The organism is Flavobacterium sp. (assembly GCF_035456085.1).
Classification (GTDB): domain Bacteria; phylum Bacteroidota; class Bacteroidia; order Flavobacteriales; family Flavobacteriaceae; genus Flavobacterium.
In genome coordinates, this window is sequence record NZ_DATIDY010000083.1 from 1 (window position 1) to 21,024 (window position 21,024).

Here is a 21,024-nt window from a genome sequence, read left to right on the forward strand (position 1 = left end):
TAGTTAAAGTTTTCTTTTGAGTTCCGTAACCGACTACTACAACTTCATTTAAGTTTTGCGATTCAGAACTCAGCTTTACAGTTACTTGAGTTCTCCCTGCAATAGATACATTAGTAGTGTTGTATCCTACAAAACTAACTATTAACACACCATTAGAAGGTGCCTTAATCGTAAATTTTCCATCAAAATCAGTGGAAACTGCCGTCGACGTTCCTTTAATTAAGATATTAGCTCCTGGGATTGGCATCCCATTTTCATCATTTACAGTCCCATTTACACTTATGTCTTGCGCATTAATCACAAATGTAAAAAGCAATGATGAAATACAAAACACAATTAATTTTGTTAATTTCATTTTCTAAAATTTTGGTTAATTAATAGTTCCTAATTTACAAAATATATCCAAAAAAATTAAATATTAAACTTTAAAAAACATTACAAAAACACATCAAATCATATGCTAATGTTCAAAAAAAGTCCTATTTTACTTGCATTTTACAACAAAAATGTTTTTGTTATAGAAATGTTAATTTATTAAATTTTAAAACTTAATGAATCTAAAAAAAATGTTAAAACCTTTACGAGAAAATTGAAAAGATAATTAACAAAAAAACTCCTTTAAATATTTTAAAGGAGTTGAGAAATTATAACGATCAAATTATTTTATTTCAATAGAAAATCTTGATGCAAATCTGCAATTCGAATTGTGAATGTTCCTTTTTCTGAAACCCATTTTAAATCATCATTTACAAACTGCAAATCTTTTTGATTCAAAGTAAACGTAACCGTTTTAGATTCGTTTGGAGCTAAACTAATTTTTTGAAATCTTTTTAATGATTTAAATTCTGGAGTTATAGTCGCATAATTATCTGATAAATACAATAAAACTGTTTCTTTTCCAGCTTTGCTTCCAGAGTTTGTTACCGTTACAGAAACATTTACATCATCTGAATTTGAAATTTCAGTTTTATCAATTTTTAAATCAGAATATTTAAAAGTTGTATAAGATAAACCTGTTCCAAATTCGAATTGTGGCGAATAACTCTTTTCGTATTTAGCATCATTGTTTTGTTCATTTTCAGAAATACTTTCAGTATATTTTCTATTATATTTCTCCAATGAATTTGGATATTTTGGGTAGTTGTAAGGCAATCTACCACTTGGATTCACATCACCATAAAGTATATCAACTAAAGCTCTTGCTCCTTCATTTCCTGGCAAATAACATTGTACCACAGCACTCATTTGATCTGCAAAATCACTTATTAGTCGTGGCCTTCCTTCTGTCAAAACTAGAACAATCGGTTTGTTTAATTTAGCCAAAGCTAATGCCAATTTAATTTGAGACTTACTCATATATAAATCACTAATATCTCCTGGAGTTTCAGTATAATTTTTTTCACCTAAACACAATACAATTTTCGAAGCATTTTTGGCCAAATCCACAGCTTTCTGAATTTCTGCATCGTCTATAACTTCAATATCAGTCCCTTTGGTGTACAATACATTTTCTTTTCCTAATTTATTTTGGAAAGCTTCTAAAATGGTGAGTTTATCTGCTGCATAAGTATCTGAATTTTCACCTTGCCAATTATATGACCAACCTCCATTCAAATTTTTCATACTATTGGCTGTGGCACCAGTAACTAAAATTTTGTCGTTTTTATCTAATGGTAAAACAGCATTGTCATTTTTCAATAATGTAATGGATTCGGCTGCTGTTTTATAAGCTTCTTCAATATGTTCTGCAGAACCAAATTTTGGATAATCTTTTAAATTAGCAACTGTACTTTGAAATAAATTTAACTCAAATTTCATTTTCAAAATACGAGAAACAGCATCATCAATGCGTGACATTGGTACTTCTCCTTTTTGAACTAAATCTAATAAATCTGTATAAAATGAATAATCCTCTGGAACCATGCTCATATCAATTCCTGCCATAACAGCCATACGAACTGCGTCACGATTAGTTTCAGCAACTTTATGACGGGTGTGTAAATAAATAATATCTTTCCAATCGGTTACGACAACTCCTGAAAATCCAAGTTCATTTTTAAGAATATCTGTAATTAAATGCTTGCTGGCATGAACTGGCGTTCCATTAATTTCGCCTGAACTTATCATCACACTTTTTGCGCCAGCTTTTATGGCTGCTTGATAAATGGTCAAATCATATTGTCTTAAAAGACGTTCGGGAATAATACTTGGAGTTCTGTCTTTTCCTGTGGTTGTGCTTCCGTAACCAATATAATGTTTCATACAAGAAGCTACGCTATATTTTGATCCAACATTATTGTCGCCTTCAAAACCATTTACTAACGCAACAGCCATTTGGGAAGATAAATAAGCGTCTTCACCAAAAGATTCCCACATTCTGGACCAGGCAGGATTTCTAGGGAAATCTAGGTCTGGTGAAAAAACCCAAGGAATAGAAGAAGCTCTGGTCTCATAAGCCGAAATTTGCGCTCCACGTTTAACCAATTCAGTATTAAATGTAGCCGCCAAACCAATTTGCTGCGGAAACAATGTCGCTCCTGTTGTGTAACTTGCACCATGTATAGCATCTATTCCATATAAAACTGGAATTTTAAGTCTTGTTTTATTAGCTTCGTTTGTTATAGCACTAATGGTTTCCTGCCATTTTTGAATAGTAGGCGCACCAGGATTAGGCACATTCAATATTGAACCAATGTGATAGGTTTGAATTCCTTTTTGCAATTTCACCGGATCAAATACTCCTTTTGTACCATCTTTTTCAAAAATTGTAACGGTAATTTGAGTCATTTGACCTATTTTTTCCTCCAAAGTCATTTTTGAAATCAATTCAGAAACTTTAGAATTAATATCTGTTGATTTACTATTAGATGTTTGGGACCACGATACGCTGTAAAAAGTCAAAGCGCAAATAAATAAAACTTTCTTTTTCATTTTTTTCTTTTTCAGAATCAATGAAGATTCTCTTTAAATTAATATATTAGAGTTTGAATTCCGTGTGCAGGTATAGTAATTTGGGCTTTTGAATTGTGTACATATAAATTATAATCAATATTCTTATCAGTAGCATTCATTATAACAGTTACCACTTCACCATTTGAATTGATAAATGATGTGCTTGCCAAAGTAGTCCTGCTCACAGCCGAACTAACTCTTTTTGCATTAGGTTTTATAAATTTTGAAAAATGTCCTATATAATAATATGATGGTGTGTAGATTAATTCTCCTGTTGTTGTATCAGCATGTAACGGTGCAAAACAGAAATTTCCAACGTGATTTGGCCCACCTTGTTGATCTAATAAAATATTCCAATCTGTCCAAGCAGTTGTACCGTTATTAAAATCATTAATCATAGCAATTCCATAACGCTCTGCATGCGGCCAAAATTGGTATTTTGTAGCATCAAATCTTTCTAAACATCCTTCTGTAAACATTAAATTTTTATCAGGATAAGCTTCCTGAACCCTTCTAACATTATTGAAATTTTGTTCAGCTCCTGTCCAGGTTTCGTACCAATGAAATCCTAAACCCCATACATATTTTGCAGCTTCGGGATCTGAATAAATGACATTAGCTCTGTTATACATCAAATCACGATTGTGATCCCAGATAACAATTTTTTTGTCTCCCAAACCTTCTTTTTTTAGTGTTGGGCCTAAATAATTTTTTATAAAATCTCTTTCGCCATCAGCAGTATATAAACAAGATTCCCATGTTTGTGTCGCTAGTGGCTCATTTTGTGTGGAAGTTCCCCAAATAGGAATTCCTTCTTTTTCATACGCTTTGATAAATTTGGCATAATAATTAGCCCATTCTTGATAAAATTCTGGTAATAAAACGCCACCTTTCAGCATATTATTGGTATTCTTCATAAATGCAGGCGGGCTCCAGGGAGTTGCATAAGTAAGTAGTTTTCCGCCAGCAGTAGTGATGGCTCTTTTGATCATCGGAATACGATATTTGTAATCTGGAGCAATAGAAAAAGTTTTTAAATCTTTGTCTCCCTCTTTGATGTAAGTATAAGTGTCAGTTCCAAAGTCAGAGCTATGGATTGTTGTTCTCAATATTGAATAACCAATTCCTTTATCTGAAGTATAATATGCATCTAATAATTCTTGTTGTTTTTCTTTGGATAGTTTTGCAAAAACTTGCGCACTCGCATCAGTTATTGCGCCTCCAATACCCATAAATTTTTGAAAAGTAATATCTGGCTCTACAAAAACAGAAATTTCTGTTTCGAGTGGTTGTGTTGCAGCTATGAAATTTAGTGTTGTCGTTTCGGATAATCTGTTTTTAGTATTTTCAGAAGTCGTATAAACAGTAATTTTTTTGTTTGTTGTAGTGTATTTTACATTAAGTTTTTTGCTCTTCTGTTGCGCAAAAACAGCTAAAGAAAAGCATAAAAAAATAATAATTAAGCCATTTTTTTTCATTGCATTAATTTTGGAATTATGGTTTTATTTATATCTCTATTGAACTGAGTTGTTTCAAAAAAATAGCCCATATTCAATAGAGTATGGGCTATTCTACTAACCAAACTTAAACTCAAACTAACTTTTATTGCAATATTTTTATATAAAGGAATTTTAAAATCGCCTTTACTAAATTCATTTACGATTGTTAACTTAATTTTAATTTATTAAAAAGCAGTGTTTCGCAACACTGCTTTTACTTCTTTTCAAAAATTACCAACCTGGATTTTGTACCATTAATTTATTATTCTTTACTTCTGAATATGGTATAGGAAACAGATTATGTTTTTCTAAAAAGTTACCGTTTTTAGAAAAACCTTGATTTTTCAACACTGCAGCAGCATCACCCCAACGAATCAAATCAAGGAATCTAAATCCTTCAAAAGCCAATTCTAATTTTCTCTCAGTCTTAATTGCATCCATTGTGATAACTTTGGCTGGCAAGTTTACTCTATTACGCACTTGATCTAAATAACCTTGTGCAACTCCAACATTGTTAGACAAAAAGTTTGCCTCAGCGGCCATCAATAAAACGTCAGCATATCTAATGATTCTAATGTTAGTACCATAGTTCAATTCTGGCGTACCAGCACCTGGTGCTGAAGTTTCAGAAACTAGTGTACCGTATTTAAGTCTAAAATAGCCATCCATTCCCCATTGTTCTCCAGGTGCTGCCAACCAGTCTCCACCTTTAGCTTTTAATTGAGCAACTGATAATATTGATGCATTTTCTCTAACCACATCTCCTTCAGCTTCATACGCCTGAGCTATTTTTGCTGTCGGATAATTAAAGCCCCAACCTTTTGAAAGTCCAGAAGTTCCTCCTTCAAATTTGGTATCTCTTGGTCCCATCAATTGCCAGTTAATTTGATTTTCCATAGCGCGGTTACCTCCCCATTGGAAATTTCCCCAATCGTTTTTAGTAGTTTCACTATAACCAATCTCAAATAAAGATTCTACACCATATTCCTGTTCTTTTAAGAATAGCTTAGAATAATCTGGTGCCAAAGAGTATTGGCCAGATTTAATTATTTCATCAAATGCCTTAGCAGATTCTGCATATTTTTTTTGAAATAAAAATGCTTTTCCTTTCAAAGCCCAAGCAGCACCCTGTGCCATTCTAAAACGCATTGCAGGAGCATATTCACTTTTCTTAGGTAGATTTGGAATCGCTTCGTCTAAATCTTTGTGTATTTGTGCATAAACTTGTTCTGGAGTAGATTTTGCCATTGCAAAATCAGTCCCTTTAGTTTGTGTCAATCTTATTGGCACACCACCAAACATAGAAACCAATTCAAAGTAACAGTAAGCTCTCAAAGCCTTCGCTTCTGCAATCATATGTGCTCTTGCCGGAGTATCCCCTACAGCAGTATTAATAATTACATTAGCTCTCATTATAGCAAAATACAATCCTTGAAATGTATGCTCAATCGGTTTGTTTTCTGATGTGTAAGAGAAATCATCTAACTGTTGGTATGGAGGCTGATCCGCTTGGTCACCACCTCCTGCATGTGTTTCATCAGAAGGAAACGATTTTACAACAAACATTGAATTCCAGTCCGTAGCATAGGTCCATTGTATAGCATCATAAATGGCAAAAACGCCTTCCTCTAGTTCTGTATCATTTTTATAATAGTCGTCTGCTGCCAGAACACCATAAATTGGTTTGTCTAAAAAATCTTTTTCACAGGCTGTTAGCATCAAAGCCATACCTGCAATAACCAATAATTTATAATTTAATTTTTTCATTTTTATATAATTATAGTAATTGTCGTAAAATTAAAATGTTGCTGATAAGCCTGTCATAAATCGGCTAGCTGTAGGATATAAACCTCTATCAATACCTTGAGAGTTGTTATTAAAACTTCCTACCTCTGGATCAATTCCTTTGTATTTAGTAAATGTAAACCAATCATCTAACGACAAATAAAACCTTAAACTAGTCATCCCTATTTGTTTGATTAATTCATGTTTAAAATTATATCCTAACTGGATTTGTTTAATTTTTACATAAGATGCATCTTGAACCATTAAATCACTGGCGTAGGTATATGGATTTCCAGTAGAAGCTCTTGGAAAACTGTTAGTGCTTCCTTCTCCAGTCCATCTGTCAGTGTAGAAGAATGATGGACGATTGGTGTAAGAAAGGTCTGTTCTAGACAATGCCATAAAGTTTTCACCTCCAAAGGCACCTTGTAAAAATAATTTAAAATCAAAACCTTTATATGCTAAATCAATAGTAGAAGCAATCATGAAATCAGGATGTGGGTCACCAATGTATGTTTTATCACTTTCATTGATATCACCATCTTTATTTGTATCAACTACAATTGGATCACCTGGTGCAGGGTTGTAAGAAGTAACATTCCCTAAACTTGCTTTATAAGCGTTTACTTCTGCTTGGTTTTGGTAAATACCATTTGTTTTATATCCTCTATAGTACCAAACTGGCTGACCTAATTCAAAAACGGTAACAGTTCCTAATGTTGGAAGTGCTGCTCCATCAACTCTAGTAAGCAAAGGATTTAAATAGGTAACTTCATTTTTCATAGTAGTCACATTTAGATTAATTCCATAATTGAAATCATTCTTTTGATCTCTCCAACCTATTTCAAATTCCAATCCTTTGTTAGTTACATCTCCTGCATTTGCAAATGGAGCTGAGTATCCTACTGACACAGGAGGCGATGAAGGCGTTAATAAATCTTTAGTTACTTTATTGTAATAATCAAAAGCAAAAGACAATTTATTGTCTAAAGCTCTTAAATCAAATCCAAAATCAGTTTGCTCAGTTGTTTCCCAAGTGATATCTTCATTTGGCAAAGCTTTAAGTTCTCCTACAGTATGAAAAACACCATTTGCATCAGGATATTTTAAACCATCTTTTGTGATAAGAGCTTTCCATTGTCCGGCACTAATATTAGCCGTTGAACCATTTTGACCCCAAGAAGCTCTTAGTTTTAACTGATTTATAGCGTTAACATTCCAAAACGATTCATTTGATATTACCCATCCCGCAGATACAGCTGGAAAATAACCAGAACGCTTATCTGGTGCAAAAAGAGAGGAATTATCATTTCTCAACGAAGCTTGGAACAAATATTTGTTGTCATAAGAGTATGTAATACGTCCAAAATAAGAATCCATTGACGAAGGGTATTTATTTCCAGCAACAGTTCCTGTTACAGGAGTTTCACCAACTGTAGACCAGTTGTCTCCTTCTTTAATCATACCATTTGTTGTAGTGTTCAAATAACTAGATTCAGTATCTTGAGCAGACATACCTATCATAGCAGAAAATTCATGTTTATCAATTGTTTTGCTGTAGGTTGCAAAGTTCTCCCAAAGCCAAGTTTTAAACTGCGACTGATTGAATGTCTTTGTGTTTATGTCTGTTTGTTTTTGTGAATTCCACCAGAATTTTGGATTCCAATCCTCAAAATTAGTAAAACGTTGCTCAATACCGTAACGTGTTGTAAAAACAAAACCAGCAAAAGGCTTAATATTAGCATATACATTACCAATAATTTTAGTTTCAGTAGTAAGACCATTATCAAGAGCAATCTGACCAACTGGATTCGCTAATTCACCTTGAACATACTGAGAAAGACCATAATATTCTCCATTTTCAGTCATTGGCACTGGATGATTAGCTGTTAATGCATCCTGTACATGTTGTGGCAATACACTTCCCTTTGGATAATAAACAGGAGTTACTGGATCAAGCAACATAGCATGATTCATAATTCCACCAAAACTATCATCTTCTGTGAAAGCCTTACGTTTATTTACCGAATAAGAAAAATTTTCACCAGCTTCAAGATACTTACTTACTTTATGATTCGAGTTAACTCTGAAAGTAGTACGATTAAAGTTAGTTTTATCTCCTCCAAAAAGTCCATCTTGAGTAAAGTAGTTACCAGAAACCATAAATGTAGATACCTCATTACCACCAGATATCTGAAGTGAATTATGCATCATAGGTGCTGCACTTTCAGCAGCTTCATCAACCCAATTTGTTCCTTTTTTACCTGACCATTCTGCTACGCTTGGGTGAGACCCTGAAGGATTAGTCTCATCTATCCAATGAACATATTGATCAGCATTCATCATTTCTAATTTAGTTCTTAGAGATTGAAACCCTAACTGTGAACTAAATGCCACATTCATAGATCCTGCTTTACCTTTTTTAGTTGATACCATTACAACACCATTACCTCCATCGGCACCATAAATAGCCGCTGAAGCAGCATCTTTTAGAATCTCGATTTTTTCGATATCATTTGGATCTAAGTAATCAATGTTACTGGCACGCATTCCATCAACAACATAAATTGGATCAGAATTACCATTTGAACCAGCACCACGAATACGAATCTTCATCCCAGCACCAGGAGCACCTGATTGAGGCAAAACTGTTACACCTGCTGTTTGTCCTTGTAGTGCTTGTCCTGTTGTAGAAACAGACAAATGTGCAAGTTGGTCAGCTTTTACAGAAGATATTGCAGCTGTTACTACACTTTTCTTTTGAGTACCATACCCAACGACCACAACTTCATTTAAATTTTGAGACTCAGAATGTAATTGAACTGTAATTTCTGTTCTTCCATTAATTTCAACATTCATAGAACCGTAACCTACAAAGCTAATAGTTAAAACTCCATTCGATGGAGCTTTAATTCCAAACTTACCATCAAAATCAGTAGTAGTACCTATCGTTGTCCCTTTAACTAAAATAGATGCGCCTGGGATTGGCATCCCTTTATCATCATTTACTTTTCCGTTAACAGCTATATCCTGCGCCTGCAAGACAACCGTGAAAAGCAAAGATGAAATACAAAAAATAAATAATTTTGTTAATTTCATTTTTCTAAAAATTTTGGTTAATTAATTAGTAATTTGCTGCAATGATAGTATAAAAAAAACATAATTGACAATTAAAAAACTTTACAAAAACACATCAAAAACAAAATTTAAACATTACAAAAACATATCAAATAAATTTTATACTATTGATTTTAAGCTTAATAAAAATTTAATTATTTTGTTATAGATATGTTAATTAAAGAAATAAACATTACATTTACAGCTTAAACATAAAATGTACTTTTCACAATAAAATTGATACTTAAACAAAAGATTACTAAATAAATAAATATCCCACATACTATTAAATACTTAAATAAATCAATGAATTTTAAGAAATCTATCATTAGAATATATATAGCCATTTTTACTTTTGCTTTTACAATTTGTTGTCATTCACAAGCCAAAAAAATAGGAACTCCAGGTATAAAAAACTACAAACGCAACGAGTACAAAGGAGGCACTCAAAACTGGGATATTGATCAGGACAAAAATGGAAATATGTACTTCGCTAATAATAGCGGACTATTAAAATTTGATGGAACTACATGGTTCAAATATTCGCTACCTAATAACTCTGCAATACGTAGTTTGAAAATTGATAATAATTCTGGAAGAGTTTACGTCGGAGGAAATAATGAATTTGGTTATTTCCATAATAATAACAAAGGAGAACTTATATATCACTCATTATCAGACATATTTAAAAAGAAGAATAAGAATTTTAAAAACATTAACCTTATTTGGAAGATTCACTTTTACCAAGGTGAAGTCATTTTTCAATCATTTACAAAAGTGTTCTTCTTTAAGAACAACATTCTACGATTCTACGAATCAAAAAATAAATTTCAATTTTCATTTTTGATCAATAACAAACTATATTTTCAGGATAAAAAAATAGGATTGGTACAATATTCAAACGAAAAATTTAGTCCTTTAAAAGGGACAAATTCTATAAACAATTCTGAAGTATGGGCAATGTTTCCAATTTCAAATAATAGAATAATACTTGCTACTTTGGAAAACGGATTATTTATTTATGAAAACAACACAATCCGATCTTGGGAAACCGAGGCTAATAACTATATCCTGAAAAATTCTTCTTTAGGAGGTTGTATGATTAAAAATAAATTTATTGTTTTTAATACGGTTTTAAATGGTATAATAATCACTGATTTAAATGGAAAAATAATTCAGCATTTAAATAGGCAAAAAGGAATTCAAAACAATACAATTCTAAAATCGTTTGTAGATTCAAAAAACAATCTATGGTTAGGACTTGACAACGGAATTACATTTATAAATGAAAATTCACCTTTCACCTACTTTGACTATAGCTACAATATGAGTACCGTGTATTGTTCTATAGTCCATAAAAACACATTATACGTAGCGACAAATCAAGGATTATTCTACCACAAATGGACAGATAGCTTTGTTGACGAACCTTTTAAAAGAGTCGAAGGTACAATTGCTCAAGCCTGGAATATTCAATTAATAGATGGTGCATTGTTGTGCGCTAGCAATAGCGGAGCATTGTTAATTGAAAATAACAGAGTAAGCAAAGTTTTAGACCATAATGGATATTTTGGATTTTTAAGCATTCCAAATCACCCAAATTACATTATTGGAGAAAGCTATAATGGTTTTTCAATATTCAAAAAAAACGATAACACTATCACTTTTGAGAATTCAGTGGCTGGTTTTGAAGAAACAACAAACACTTTTGAAACTTTGTTAGATGATAACTTTCTTTGGCTCAAAAAAAGCCCTTATTTATATCAAATGAAATTATCTAATGATTTAAAAAAATTCGAGCAGATTAAAATACATTCCAAAATAAGTAACAATTTCGAAGGAATTGGAAGCATTCAAAAAATAAATGATAAAATATATTTTCAAACAAAAAATCATTTTTTCAGATATTCTAAAGAACAGGAAATTTTCTTTGAAGACAGTAAAATTTCTTCATATTTTAAAAAAATACCAACCGTAAATACCGTAATTCAAGATAAACTTGGAAATATCTGGTATTGCTATGATGAGACATTAGGCGTTTTAGAGAGAAAAAACAATGATTATATTAAAAAACAAGCACCTTTTTCTAACTTATCTGGCAATCTCGTTAATAATTATATATCAATCAATACTATAGACCACAACAATGTTTTTATAGGATTAACAGAAGGTTTGGCTCATTATGATTTTGGGATTTCAAACAGCTTTATTACCAAACCTAAAGCATTTATTGAAAGCTTTAGTTTTCCTGAAGATACAATTTCATATGAAAGTTTAATAAACCCAAATAACAAATATGATTTATCATATAGCTCCAATCATGTAAAATTTACTTTTTCATCGCCAATATATGATAATTCAGAAAATATTTCTTATTCATACAAATTAGAACCTTTCGAAGATAACTGGACAAAATGGTCACCAAGCACGGTAAAAGAATACACAAACTTACGTGAGGGCACATATACGATGAAGGTAAAGGTAAAAAACAGTTATGGGGTAGAATCTGATCCCGAAATAGTAAACTTTACAATTTTGCCTCCTTGGTATCGTCATCCACTTGCTTTTATTACCTATTTAATACTTGCTGGAATAGGTATTTATATTATTTCTAACAGAATAAAATTGAAAATAAGAAAAAATAAATACTACGAAACCATAGAACAACGTAGATTATATTTAGAAAAAGAATCCAAAATTAGACAAGAACAACACGAACTGGAGAAGGAAATCGAAAAGCTTGAAAATGAAAAATTACAAATCAAATTATTATCAAAAGACAAAGAGCTAGTAAACCACACATTACAGGTTGCCAAGAAAAATAAAATTTTAAATGGTATAATTCACAAACTAAAAGACATTAACACAAACTCATTTGATGAAGAAACAAAAGCACAGTTTACAAAACTAAACAGGAGTATCATCAAAGAAGTAAATACAGATAAGAGTTGGAAAGACTTAGAAAAGCATTTAAAAAATGTGCATTTCGATTTTTTGAAAAAATTAAAAGAGAAACATCCTTCTATTTCACCAAGAGAAATGGACTTGGCAACCTATTTATTAATGAATATGTCAACCAAAGAGATTGCTGAATTTATGAATATATCTACAGGCGGTGTTGAACTTGCCAGATACAGACTAAGAAAGAAACTTGGATTGAATCAAAAGGAAAATTTAATTGGCTATCTGATGAGCATAAAATAAATAAAAAAACTCCTTCAATAAAATATTGAAGGAGTTTTTTTTAATGTAATAATTCTAAAGTCCGTTCAAGAGCCATACCCCTCGAACCTTTGATAAGAATCATTTTATGATCAAATTTTTTGGATTTAATTTCTTTTGAAAAATCATCAAAATTTTCATAAAAGAAAAAATTAGGTCTAGTTACTTTGTTTTGATAAAAATCTTTTCCAATAAAAAAACAATCAGTAGTATTTTGATTTACCAATAAATTTATTACCTCTTTATGCTCAGCCAAACTTTCATTTCCCAATTCAAACATATCACCAAGGAAAATGACTTTATCTTTTTTGTCTAGAAGAATAAAATTTTCGATTGCAACTTTCATGCTGCTAGGATTGGCATTATAAGCATCCAGAATAATTTCATTGGTTCCTTTGCTAATCAATTGTGAACGATTATTTTCAGGAATATAACTTTCTAAGGCCTCTTTGATAGCATCATTATCAACACCAAAATAACTACCTATTGCTATTGCTGCATTGATATTATTAGCATTGTAGAGACCTATTAAATGAGTATTAATAATATTTTGTGCATATGTTACAATCACTAAAGGATTAGCCTCAATGTGATTAATATTTACATCTACCTTTTCATTATTTATCCCAAAAGAATACGATTTGATAGAAGCTGTTTTCTCCACCTGAATTGGATCTTCGTAATTAACAAAAGCTAATTTATTGTTTTTGGAAAGGTAATCATACATTTCACTTTTTCCCTGAATAACTCCTTCTACTCCTCCGAAACCTTCCAAATGTGCTTTCCCAAAATTTGTTATATATCCATAATCTGGTTGTGCAATTTCACAAAGAAATTCTATCTCTTTTTTATGATTGGCTCCCATTTCAACAATTCCAATCTCTGTTTGTTTATTAAAAGACAACAATGTCAAAGGAACCCCAATATGGTTGTTTAAATTTCCAATCGTAGCTTTCGTTCGAAATTTCTTTGCTAGCACTGCATTAATTAATTCTTTGGTAGTTGTTTTTCCATTACTACCTGTGAGGGCTATAATTGGTAATTTTAAAAAGTTTCTATGATATTTTGCCAATTCTTGCAGAGCAACAAGACTGTTTTCTACCAATATCGTTCTTTCGTCAATAAAATAATCATTATTATCAATTACCACGTAAGCCGCCCCTTTTTGAAGCGCATCTTTCGCAAAAGTATTTGCATCAAAATTATCTCCTTTCAAAGCAACAAAAAGCGAATTTGAAGCAATTTTACGGGTATCTGTGGAAACCGAATCGCATTTTAAAAACAAACTATGAATGTAACTAATATCCATATAAATATAATTTAAAAAATAAAAGCCCTAATGAAAGGGCTCTTATTTATAGTATCTAAAAAAATTAATTTCTTGGTGATCTTTTTGTATTTGACTTAGAACCTACTCTAGACATAGCACATCTGAATCCGATGTAATCTGTTGCCATATCCTGAGGAAAGAATCTTCTTTGCGCAGGATCCAACCAATAAGCTCTGTCTCTCCATGAACCTCCTTTGTATACACGAACTGCATCGTTAATCAAAGTCGTTCTTTTACTAGACTTGTCATATTTTCTTTCTAAATTTCCTAAACTGTCTATTCTTACATTTTGTTTAGGAGAATTGTACATAATTTCTTTGTCAGAAGTTTTTGCGGTTGCATCTCCTCCTCCAAATTTATAATATTTACTTGATGGTTTATCACCGTCTCTGTAATTGATATTGTCGCTAGTGCTGAAATTTTGTCTTAAATAAGTTTCATTTTCATCAACTGGCACTTGTGCAATTTCACCTGCAAGATATTTAGGTACTAATTTACCATTACTTAAAGTATCATAAACAATATCTTTATTAGTGATAATTACAATTTTTCCGTCTTTACCAATTTTATTTTTAGTATAAACATTTCCTCTAAAATAGTTGAAATCATTTGTTTCAACATCAACTATAGGTCTGTAAACATCAGCAACCCATTCTGCAACGTTACCAGCCATATCATATAATCCAAAATCGTTTGCTGGATAGCTCTTAACTTGATTAGTAATATCAGCTCCATCATCAGACCAACCTGCGATTCCACCGTAATCACCATTTCCTTGTTTGAAGTTAGCTAATTGGAAACCTTTATTAGATCTCTTTCCTGAACGTGTATAACTTCCTGACCAAGGATATTTCTTTTGACCTTTATATATGTTGTATTCTCTTTGTCCTACATCTGCTGCAGCGGCATATTCCCATTCAGATTCTGTTGGTAATCTATATTCTGGCAATAAAATCCCAGAAGATCTTTGAGCATAAACATTTTTCTCTTCAACTACATTACCATTTTTATCTGGTCTAGGTGGTTTTTTAGAAGCTCCTCTACCTTTTAAAAGAATTTCTTCATTTCCTCCGTAAGTCAATGTAGGTGCAGCCAAATATGTTTCAGTACTAAAAGTACTTTCAGCTGAAACGTCTAATGATTTAGCATTTTTCTTTAAATATCCATTTTTCTCTAAAACAGCTTCATTCACACGGTCTGTTCTCCATTTACTAAATTCAACTGCTTGAACCCAATTTACACCAACTACTGGATAATTTGCATATGCTGGATGTCTTAAATAATTATTGGTCATAGTTTCATTATAACCCAATCTATTTCTCCAAACAAGTGTATCTGGTGAAGCCCCTTCATAAATGTTTTTATAATTTTCTTCAGTTGGAGGATATACCTTTTTCAACCATTCAAGATATTCTAAATACATTAAGTTGGTTACCTCTGTTTCGTCCATATAAAAAGACATAACGTGTTGCTGGCTTGGAACATTATTCCAATCATGCATTACATCATCTTGTATCAGTCCTTTTGTAAAAGTTCCTCCCTCAATAAACACCAATCCTGGTCCAGTCTCTTGTGTTTTACCAGCATTTGCTTTAGAGAAGCCACCTTTAGAGCTGCTTACATTCCAACCTGTGCCTCTTGATGCGCTTTCGGTTTTAGATTTTTTGCTACAACTAGCTAATCCTATTATTAACGCAAGGGATAGCATTACTTTTAAGGGAATAGTGTTATTTACTTTCATATTTTCTAGTAGGTATTATTAAAATTTAGGTCGTGCAATTTAATAATTAAAATCAAACCACAAAACCCTTTTCAACTTAATTTTTTAACGTTTTTTTTAGATGTAATAAAAACGCAAAAATATATTTTTTATTACACAAAACAAGAAAAAAGACTTTTAATATTTTTTATTTACTTTTAGCAAATATTTACACTCCAAATTGTTATCGATCTCCTATGAGAAATGTGTTTCTTTATTTTATATTATTATATCCTATTCTAAATTTTGCACAAATTAAGGGCGACATTATAATAGATTGGGAAGAAAATAACGCTATATATCCCACGAACAACAAATCACAAACACCTGTTTTTAAGGGCAATAATTATTTTCACGACACTTTTACTCAAACTTTATATTACAATTTAAATTTAAACACTAGTGCTGATTTAGATGCAAGAAGCATTCAAATTATCAATATCACTTATGAATCAATACTTCCATCAGCTATTGGAAATTTAAATATCAATAATATTCCATCGTCAGTAAAAGCTACTCTTTACAACACTAAATCGAGGAATGATATTCAAAATTTTTTAAAAATATCACCCATAATCAAAGATAATGCAGGATTTAAAAGGGTAAAATCCTTTTCTTATTCAATAAATAATGGATCAACGAAAAAAAATATTCAAAATAAAAAACAAGCTACGATTGTTAATTCTGTTTTGGCCTCAGGTGACTGGTATCGTTTTTATATTGAAAAATCAGGAGTTTATAAAATATCTAAAGACTTTTTGCAACAATTAGGAATAAATCTAAATGGAGTTAATCCAAAAAAGATTAAAATATATGGTAACGGTGGAAGAATGCTTCCGCTTTTAAACAGCACTTATTATCCAACAGATTTAAAAGAAAATGCCATTCAAATTCAGGGAGAAAATGACGGCGTCTTCAATTCTGAAGATTATATTTTATTTTATGGAGAAGGAACATTAAATTGGAATGAAGAAAGTCAAACATATCTAAATTTATACGACAACAAGTCCTATTATTATATCACAGTTCAGGGCGATGACGGAAAAAGAATAACAAACATGTTTCAGCCAACCGAAGCAAGTACCATTAACCTGACAACTTATGATGACTATCAAATTCACGAAATTGACAAAACAAGTATTGCTCAAGTGGGTCGTCAATGGGTTGGAGAATCTTTTGAAATTACTGAAAATCAAGAATTTTCGTTTGATTTTGTTAATATCGACACCTCAGTACCTGTCAGTTTAAATGTTACTTTAGTATCGGCTGCTTACACACCTACATCATTTAAAGTTGCAGCAAATGGAGTTGACCTTGGGTCGGTATCTTTTCCTGCATTAAACACAAGTTCTGATATACAATATTATAACAACAAACTATCCGATGCAACTTTTACAGGTTCTTCCAATATAAAAATAAAATTAACTTATAACAATAACGGCGTTCCTGGATCAAAAGGCTTTTTGGATTTTATCAGATTGAAAGCAAAAAGTAAACTCCAAGGATTTGGAAAGCAATTTCCTTTCCAATATGATTTAGCCAATTCAAGTCTGGGTGTAGCATCTTATAATTTCTCTAACGCTTCAAGTATTTCCCAAATTTGGAATATTACAGACATATATAATGTATCAAAAACAGAAAATACTAGCGGAAATGTATTTTCATTTAAAGCAAATTTAGGCGAACTTCAAAAATATATTGCCATTGATCCAAATGACTATTATACTCCTTTAAAAGAAAGTAAATCCAAAATTACTAATACAAATATAAAAGGTACAGTATTTAAAAATGCACAAGGGCAATTTCAAGATATTGATTATATAATTATTTCTCCTGATTTTTTAAGAACTCAAGCAGAAAAATTGGCTACTTTTCATCGGGTTAATTCTAATCTAAATGTAAAAGTTATTACTCTCGAATCCATTTATCAGGAATTTGCTTCTGGAAAACAAGATATAGCTGCTATTCGAAACTGCATCAAGTACATATATGACAATGCATCTTCAAACGAGAAAAAAGTACGTTATGTAAATCTATTCGGTGACGCCTCTTTCGATTACAAAAACAGAATAACAAACAATAATAATATTGTACCTATATATGAATCCTTAACCAGTAATACAACAGGTGAAGCTTCTTTTGCATCTGATGACTTTTATGGACTAATGGATGATTCAGAGGGAAACATTATCACAAATTTTGGAGGAGTAGATATTGCCACAGGAAGAATGCTTATTAGCAATACAACTCAAGCAGAGGAAATGGTCAACAAAGTTATTGAATATCATGATAAAAAATCATATGGCTCTTGGAGAAACAAGTACATTGCTATCGCTGACGATTCAGACAAACTTACCGATGCCTCTTTACAAACCAAACAAAATATAGTTGCTGATGAAATTGAAAATCAAAAACCATTTTTAAATGTATTCAAAATTTTCCTAGACTCCTACACACAAGAAGCTTCGGCTGGAGGCCAAAGATACCCTAAAGCAAAATCTGAATTTTATAACGAATTTGAAAAAGGAGCATTGATATTTAATTATTTGGGACATGGTGGTGAAGATGGCTTGGCAAGTGAACGAATTTGGGACAAATCAGACAGTCAAAAATTAAACAATCAATACAAATACCCTTTATTCATCACCATAACTTGTGAATTTTCTCGTTTTGACAACCCATCGAGACCTACGGCTGGAGAATATATTTATTGGAATCCAAAAGGAGGTGCGATTGCTCTAGTTTCAACTATCCGATCAATCGGTCAATTTAGTGCCGAAAATTTCAATGCGGTTTTTGCCAAACATCTATTGGCATTTGGATCAAATCAATATGTTTCTATAGCAGAAGCATTAAGATTGTCGAAAAATGAAAATCCTAATAGTGCAACAAATGTGGTGCTTTACCTTGGCGACCCTGCATTGTTCCTTGCTATTCCTAAGCCAAAAATTATACTTACTAAAGTAAACGACATTCCAGTAAACCAAGTTATTCCAGATTTTAAATCATTGGCAAAAATGAAAATATCAGGAGAAATAACAGATGAAAACAATATCCCTATAACAACCTACAATGGGGTTTTGTCTACCATATTATTTGATAAAAAAATTACAAAGAGCACTTTAAACAATGATGGTTACAGTCCAGCTATGAATTTTACAACTTTAGGGGAGACAATTTTTAGAGGGAATACAACCGTAACAAATGGGCAGTTTGAGTGCAATTTTATAGTTCCAAAAGACATCCGAATTCCATTAGATAACGGAAAAATAAGTTTCTACGCCCAAAAAAACCAGTCATTAGAAGACGTTACAGGTTATGATACAACAATAAAAATTGGAGGTATTAATGAAAATGCCATCGCAGACAATAATAGTCCAAAAGTAAAGTTATATATGAATGACGAGAGTTTTGTTTCAGGCGGAATAACTAATGAATCGCCTGTTTTTATCGCTTATATGGAAGATGAAAATGGGATAAATACTGCCGGTGGGATTGGTCATGATATTATAGCAGTATTAGATGGAGATGTTGTTAATCCTATTATATTAAATGATTATTATCAAACGGAATTAGATAGTTACACAAAAGGAAATTTACATTTTGCTCTTAGGAATTTAAAAATAGGTCTTCATACCATTACTTTTACTGTGTGGGATGTTTACAATAACGCTACCACTACAGAAATTCAGTTTTCAGTAGTCGGAAACGAATCAATAACATTGACCAATGTTTTAAATTACCCAAATCCGTGTGTCAATTACACACAATTTTGGTTTACTCATAATAAACCAAATGAGCCACTTGATGTACAAGTTCAAGTATTAACAATTACTGGAAAAGTTGTTTGGACAAAAAACCAAACTATCACAACTCCAGGCTTTTTGTCACGAGATATAACTTGGAATACCCGAGACGATTTTGGAAATAAAATTGGAAAAGGGGTCTATGTTTACAAGCTTACTGTTAGATCAAGCTTGTCGAATAAGAAAGTAGAAAAAATTGAAAAACTTGTAATTCTTTAATATTATAGTATATTTATGCCAAATTAATTTTTTTTTGAAATAATGAAAAAGACCCTCTTACTTCTTACATTTTTATGCACATTTAATTTTATTCATGCACAAGAGAAAAACGTAATAACAACTGCCGTTCCCTTTCTTTTAGTAGCTTCTGATGCCAGATCAGCAGGTATGGCCGACAATGGAGTTGCAACATCCGTTGATAATTTTTCTCAACAATGGAATCCTTCCAAATATGCTTTTGCAGAAGATCAACAAGGATTTTCAGTAAGTTACACACCTTATTTAACCGAATTGGTAAATGATATTTCACTTGCTCAATTAAACTACTTCAACAGATACAGTGAAAAAAGTGCTTTTGGCGCTAGTTTTCGCTATTTTGGACTAGGTGATATCGAATTAAGAAGCGATTATGATAGTGCACCAATAACAGTATCTCCTAATGAATTTGCCTTGGATTTATCGTATTCATTAAAACTGAGTGAAAAATTCTCTATGGCAGTGGCTGGCCGTTACATAAATTCAAACCTTAAAGTAGCTACAGATAATAATGACTCAAGTTCTTCAAGTAGTTTTGCAGTAGATGTGGCAGGCTTTTACCAATCAGAAGAAATAGCATACAACGATTTTAATGGTAGATGGAGAGCTGGATTTAATTTCCAGAATATGGGACCAAAAATGAGTTATGACAATGATGATATTAATAGGAACTTCTTGCCGGCAAATATGAAACTTGGAGGAGGTTTTGATTTTATCTTGGATGACTACAATAAAATTGCTGTAAATCTAGAAGTTAGCAAACTATTAGTTCCAACTCCACAAAATCCAGATTTAAATGGTGATGGAACTATAACTCCCGAAGAAGAACAGCAAAACAATGATAATTATAATAATATAGGATGGTTTAGCGGTATGTTTAAATCATTAGGTGATGCACCTGGAGGATTTAGCGAAGAATTAAAAGAGTTCACATACTCATTAGGATCTGAATATGTTTACCAAGATGCTTTTTCTTTTCGCGCAGGATATTTTCATGAAAATCCAGATAAAGGGGCGAGAGAATTTTTCTCACTTGGTGCAGGCTTTAAGTATACCACTATCAAAATAGATGTTTCTTACTTATTCTCAACATCAAAAGTACAGAATCCATTAGAAAATACTTTGCGTTTCTCTTTATCTTTTAATTTTGGAGATAAATATGAAAACTACTAATGCAAACTTTGATAAATAAATAGAAAAAATCCAATTTCAAATATGAAGTTTGGATTTTTTGTTTTTAAATGACCAATCTAAAAGTTATTATTTTACTATTTAATAAATAGAAAATTTAAGAAAACT

At 31.8% G+C, this 21,024-nt stretch carries 10 protein-coding genes; 3 read left to right on the top strand and 7 right to left on the bottom strand.

Going from position 1 to position 21,024, the window contains the following annotated elements; all coding sequences use genetic code 11:
- The 5 genes from VLC96_RS06355 to VLC96_RS06375 all read right to left on the bottom strand — a co-directional run.
- On the bottom strand, positions 1-355 hold a 355-nt coding region (locus VLC96_RS06355; protein ID WP_325261437.1), incomplete at its 3' end, for a carboxypeptidase-like regulatory domain-containing protein.
- Positions 356-663: 308 nt separating this feature from the next.
- Positions 664-2,931 carry a glycoside hydrolase family 3 N-terminal domain-containing protein gene (locus VLC96_RS06360; protein WP_325261439.1) on the bottom strand — a complete coding sequence of 756 codons (2,268 nt, stop codon included), beginning with the start codon at positions 2,929-2,931 and terminating at the stop codon, positions 664-666.
- Positions 2,932-2,969: 38 nt separating this feature from the next.
- A complete protein-coding gene (locus VLC96_RS06365) occupies positions 2,970-4,430 on the bottom strand; it encodes a glycoside hydrolase family 30 protein (protein ID WP_325261440.1) in 1,461 nt (486 codons plus the stop codon).
- Positions 4,431-4,682: 252 nt separating this feature from the next.
- Positions 4,683-6,218: a RagB/SusD family nutrient uptake outer membrane protein gene (locus VLC96_RS06370; protein WP_325261441.1), complete on the bottom strand. Its 1,536-nt coding sequence runs from the start codon at positions 6,216-6,218 to the stop codon at positions 4,683-4,685.
- A 30-nt stretch (positions 6,219-6,248) separates the two neighbouring features.
- On the bottom strand, positions 6,249-9,335 hold the full coding sequence (locus tag VLC96_RS06375) for a SusC/RagA family TonB-linked outer membrane protein (protein WP_325261443.1): 3,087 nt from the start codon (positions 9,333-9,335) through the stop codon (positions 6,249-6,251).
- Positions 9,336-9,659: 324 nt separating this feature from the next.
- On the opposite strand from VLC96_RS06375, the gene VLC96_RS06380 reads away from it, so the two are divergent.
- Complete coding sequence (locus VLC96_RS06380; RefSeq protein WP_325261445.1) at positions 9,660-12,557, top strand: helix-turn-helix and ligand-binding sensor domain-containing protein; 2,898 nt, start codon at positions 9,660-9,662, stop codon at positions 12,555-12,557.
- Between the two features lie 40 nt (positions 12,558-12,597).
- Here VLC96_RS06380 and VLC96_RS06385 read toward each other — a convergent pair whose 3' ends face one another.
- Both VLC96_RS06385 and gldJ read right to left on the bottom strand, forming a co-directional pair.
- Positions 12,598-13,884 (bottom strand): UDP-N-acetylmuramoyl-tripeptide--D-alanyl-D-alanine ligase, encoded by a 1,287-nt coding sequence (locus VLC96_RS06385; protein ID WP_325261447.1) that lies wholly within the window; start codon positions 13,882-13,884, stop codon positions 12,598-12,600.
- Positions 13,885-13,948: 64 nt separating this feature from the next.
- Positions 13,949-15,646, bottom strand: coding sequence for a gliding motility lipoprotein GldJ (gene gldJ / locus VLC96_RS06390; protein WP_325261449.1), 1,698 nt, complete (start codon positions 15,644-15,646; stop codon positions 13,949-13,951).
- 215 nt (positions 15,647-15,861) lie between these two features.
- Between gldJ and porU the strand changes: the two genes are divergently transcribed.
- A complete protein-coding gene (gene porU / locus VLC96_RS06395) occupies positions 15,862-19,689 on the top strand; it encodes a type IX secretion system sortase PorU (protein ID WP_325261451.1) in 3,828 nt (1,275 codons plus the stop codon).
- A 42-nt stretch (positions 19,690-19,731) separates the two neighbouring features.
- Positions 19,732-20,898: a type IX secretion system outer membrane channel protein PorV gene (gene porV, locus VLC96_RS06400; protein ID WP_325261453.1), complete on the top strand. Its 1,167-nt coding sequence runs from the start codon at positions 19,732-19,734 to the stop codon at positions 20,896-20,898.
- Positions 20,899-21,024 lie beyond the last annotated feature (126 nt).

Bases quoted from the DNA above. Each gene is read 5' to 3' on its own strand.
- VLC96_RS06385 (WP_325261447.1), bottom strand. From the start codon at position 13,884: ATGGATATTAGTTACATTCATAGTTTGTTTTTAAAATGCGATTCGGTT.
- VLC96_RS06380 (WP_325261445.1), top strand. From the start codon at position 9,660: ATGAATTTTAAGAAATCTATCATTAGAATATATATAGCCATTTTTACT.
- VLC96_RS06375 (WP_325261443.1), bottom strand. From the start codon at position 9,335: ATGAAATTAACAAAATTATTTATTTTTTGTATTTCATCTTTGCTTTTC.
- VLC96_RS06370 (WP_325261441.1), bottom strand. From the start codon at position 6,218: ATGAAAAAATTAAATTATAAATTATTGGTTATTGCAGGTATGGCTTTG.
- gldJ (WP_325261449.1), bottom strand. From the start codon at position 15,646: ATGAAAGTAAATAACACTATTCCCTTAAAAGTAATGCTATCCCTTGCG.
- VLC96_RS06365 (WP_325261440.1), bottom strand. From the start codon at position 4,430: ATGAAAAAAAATGGCTTAATTATTATTTTTTTATGCTTTTCTTTAGCT.
- porV (WP_325261453.1), top strand. From the start codon at position 19,732: ATGAAAAAGACCCTCTTACTTCTTACATTTTTATGCACATTTAATTTT.
- VLC96_RS06360 (WP_325261439.1), bottom strand. From the start codon at position 2,931: ATGAAAAAGAAAGTTTTATTTATTTGCGCTTTGACTTTTTACAGCGTA.
- porU (WP_325261451.1), top strand. From the start codon at position 15,862: ATGAGAAATGTGTTTCTTTATTTTATATTATTATATCCTATTCTAAAT.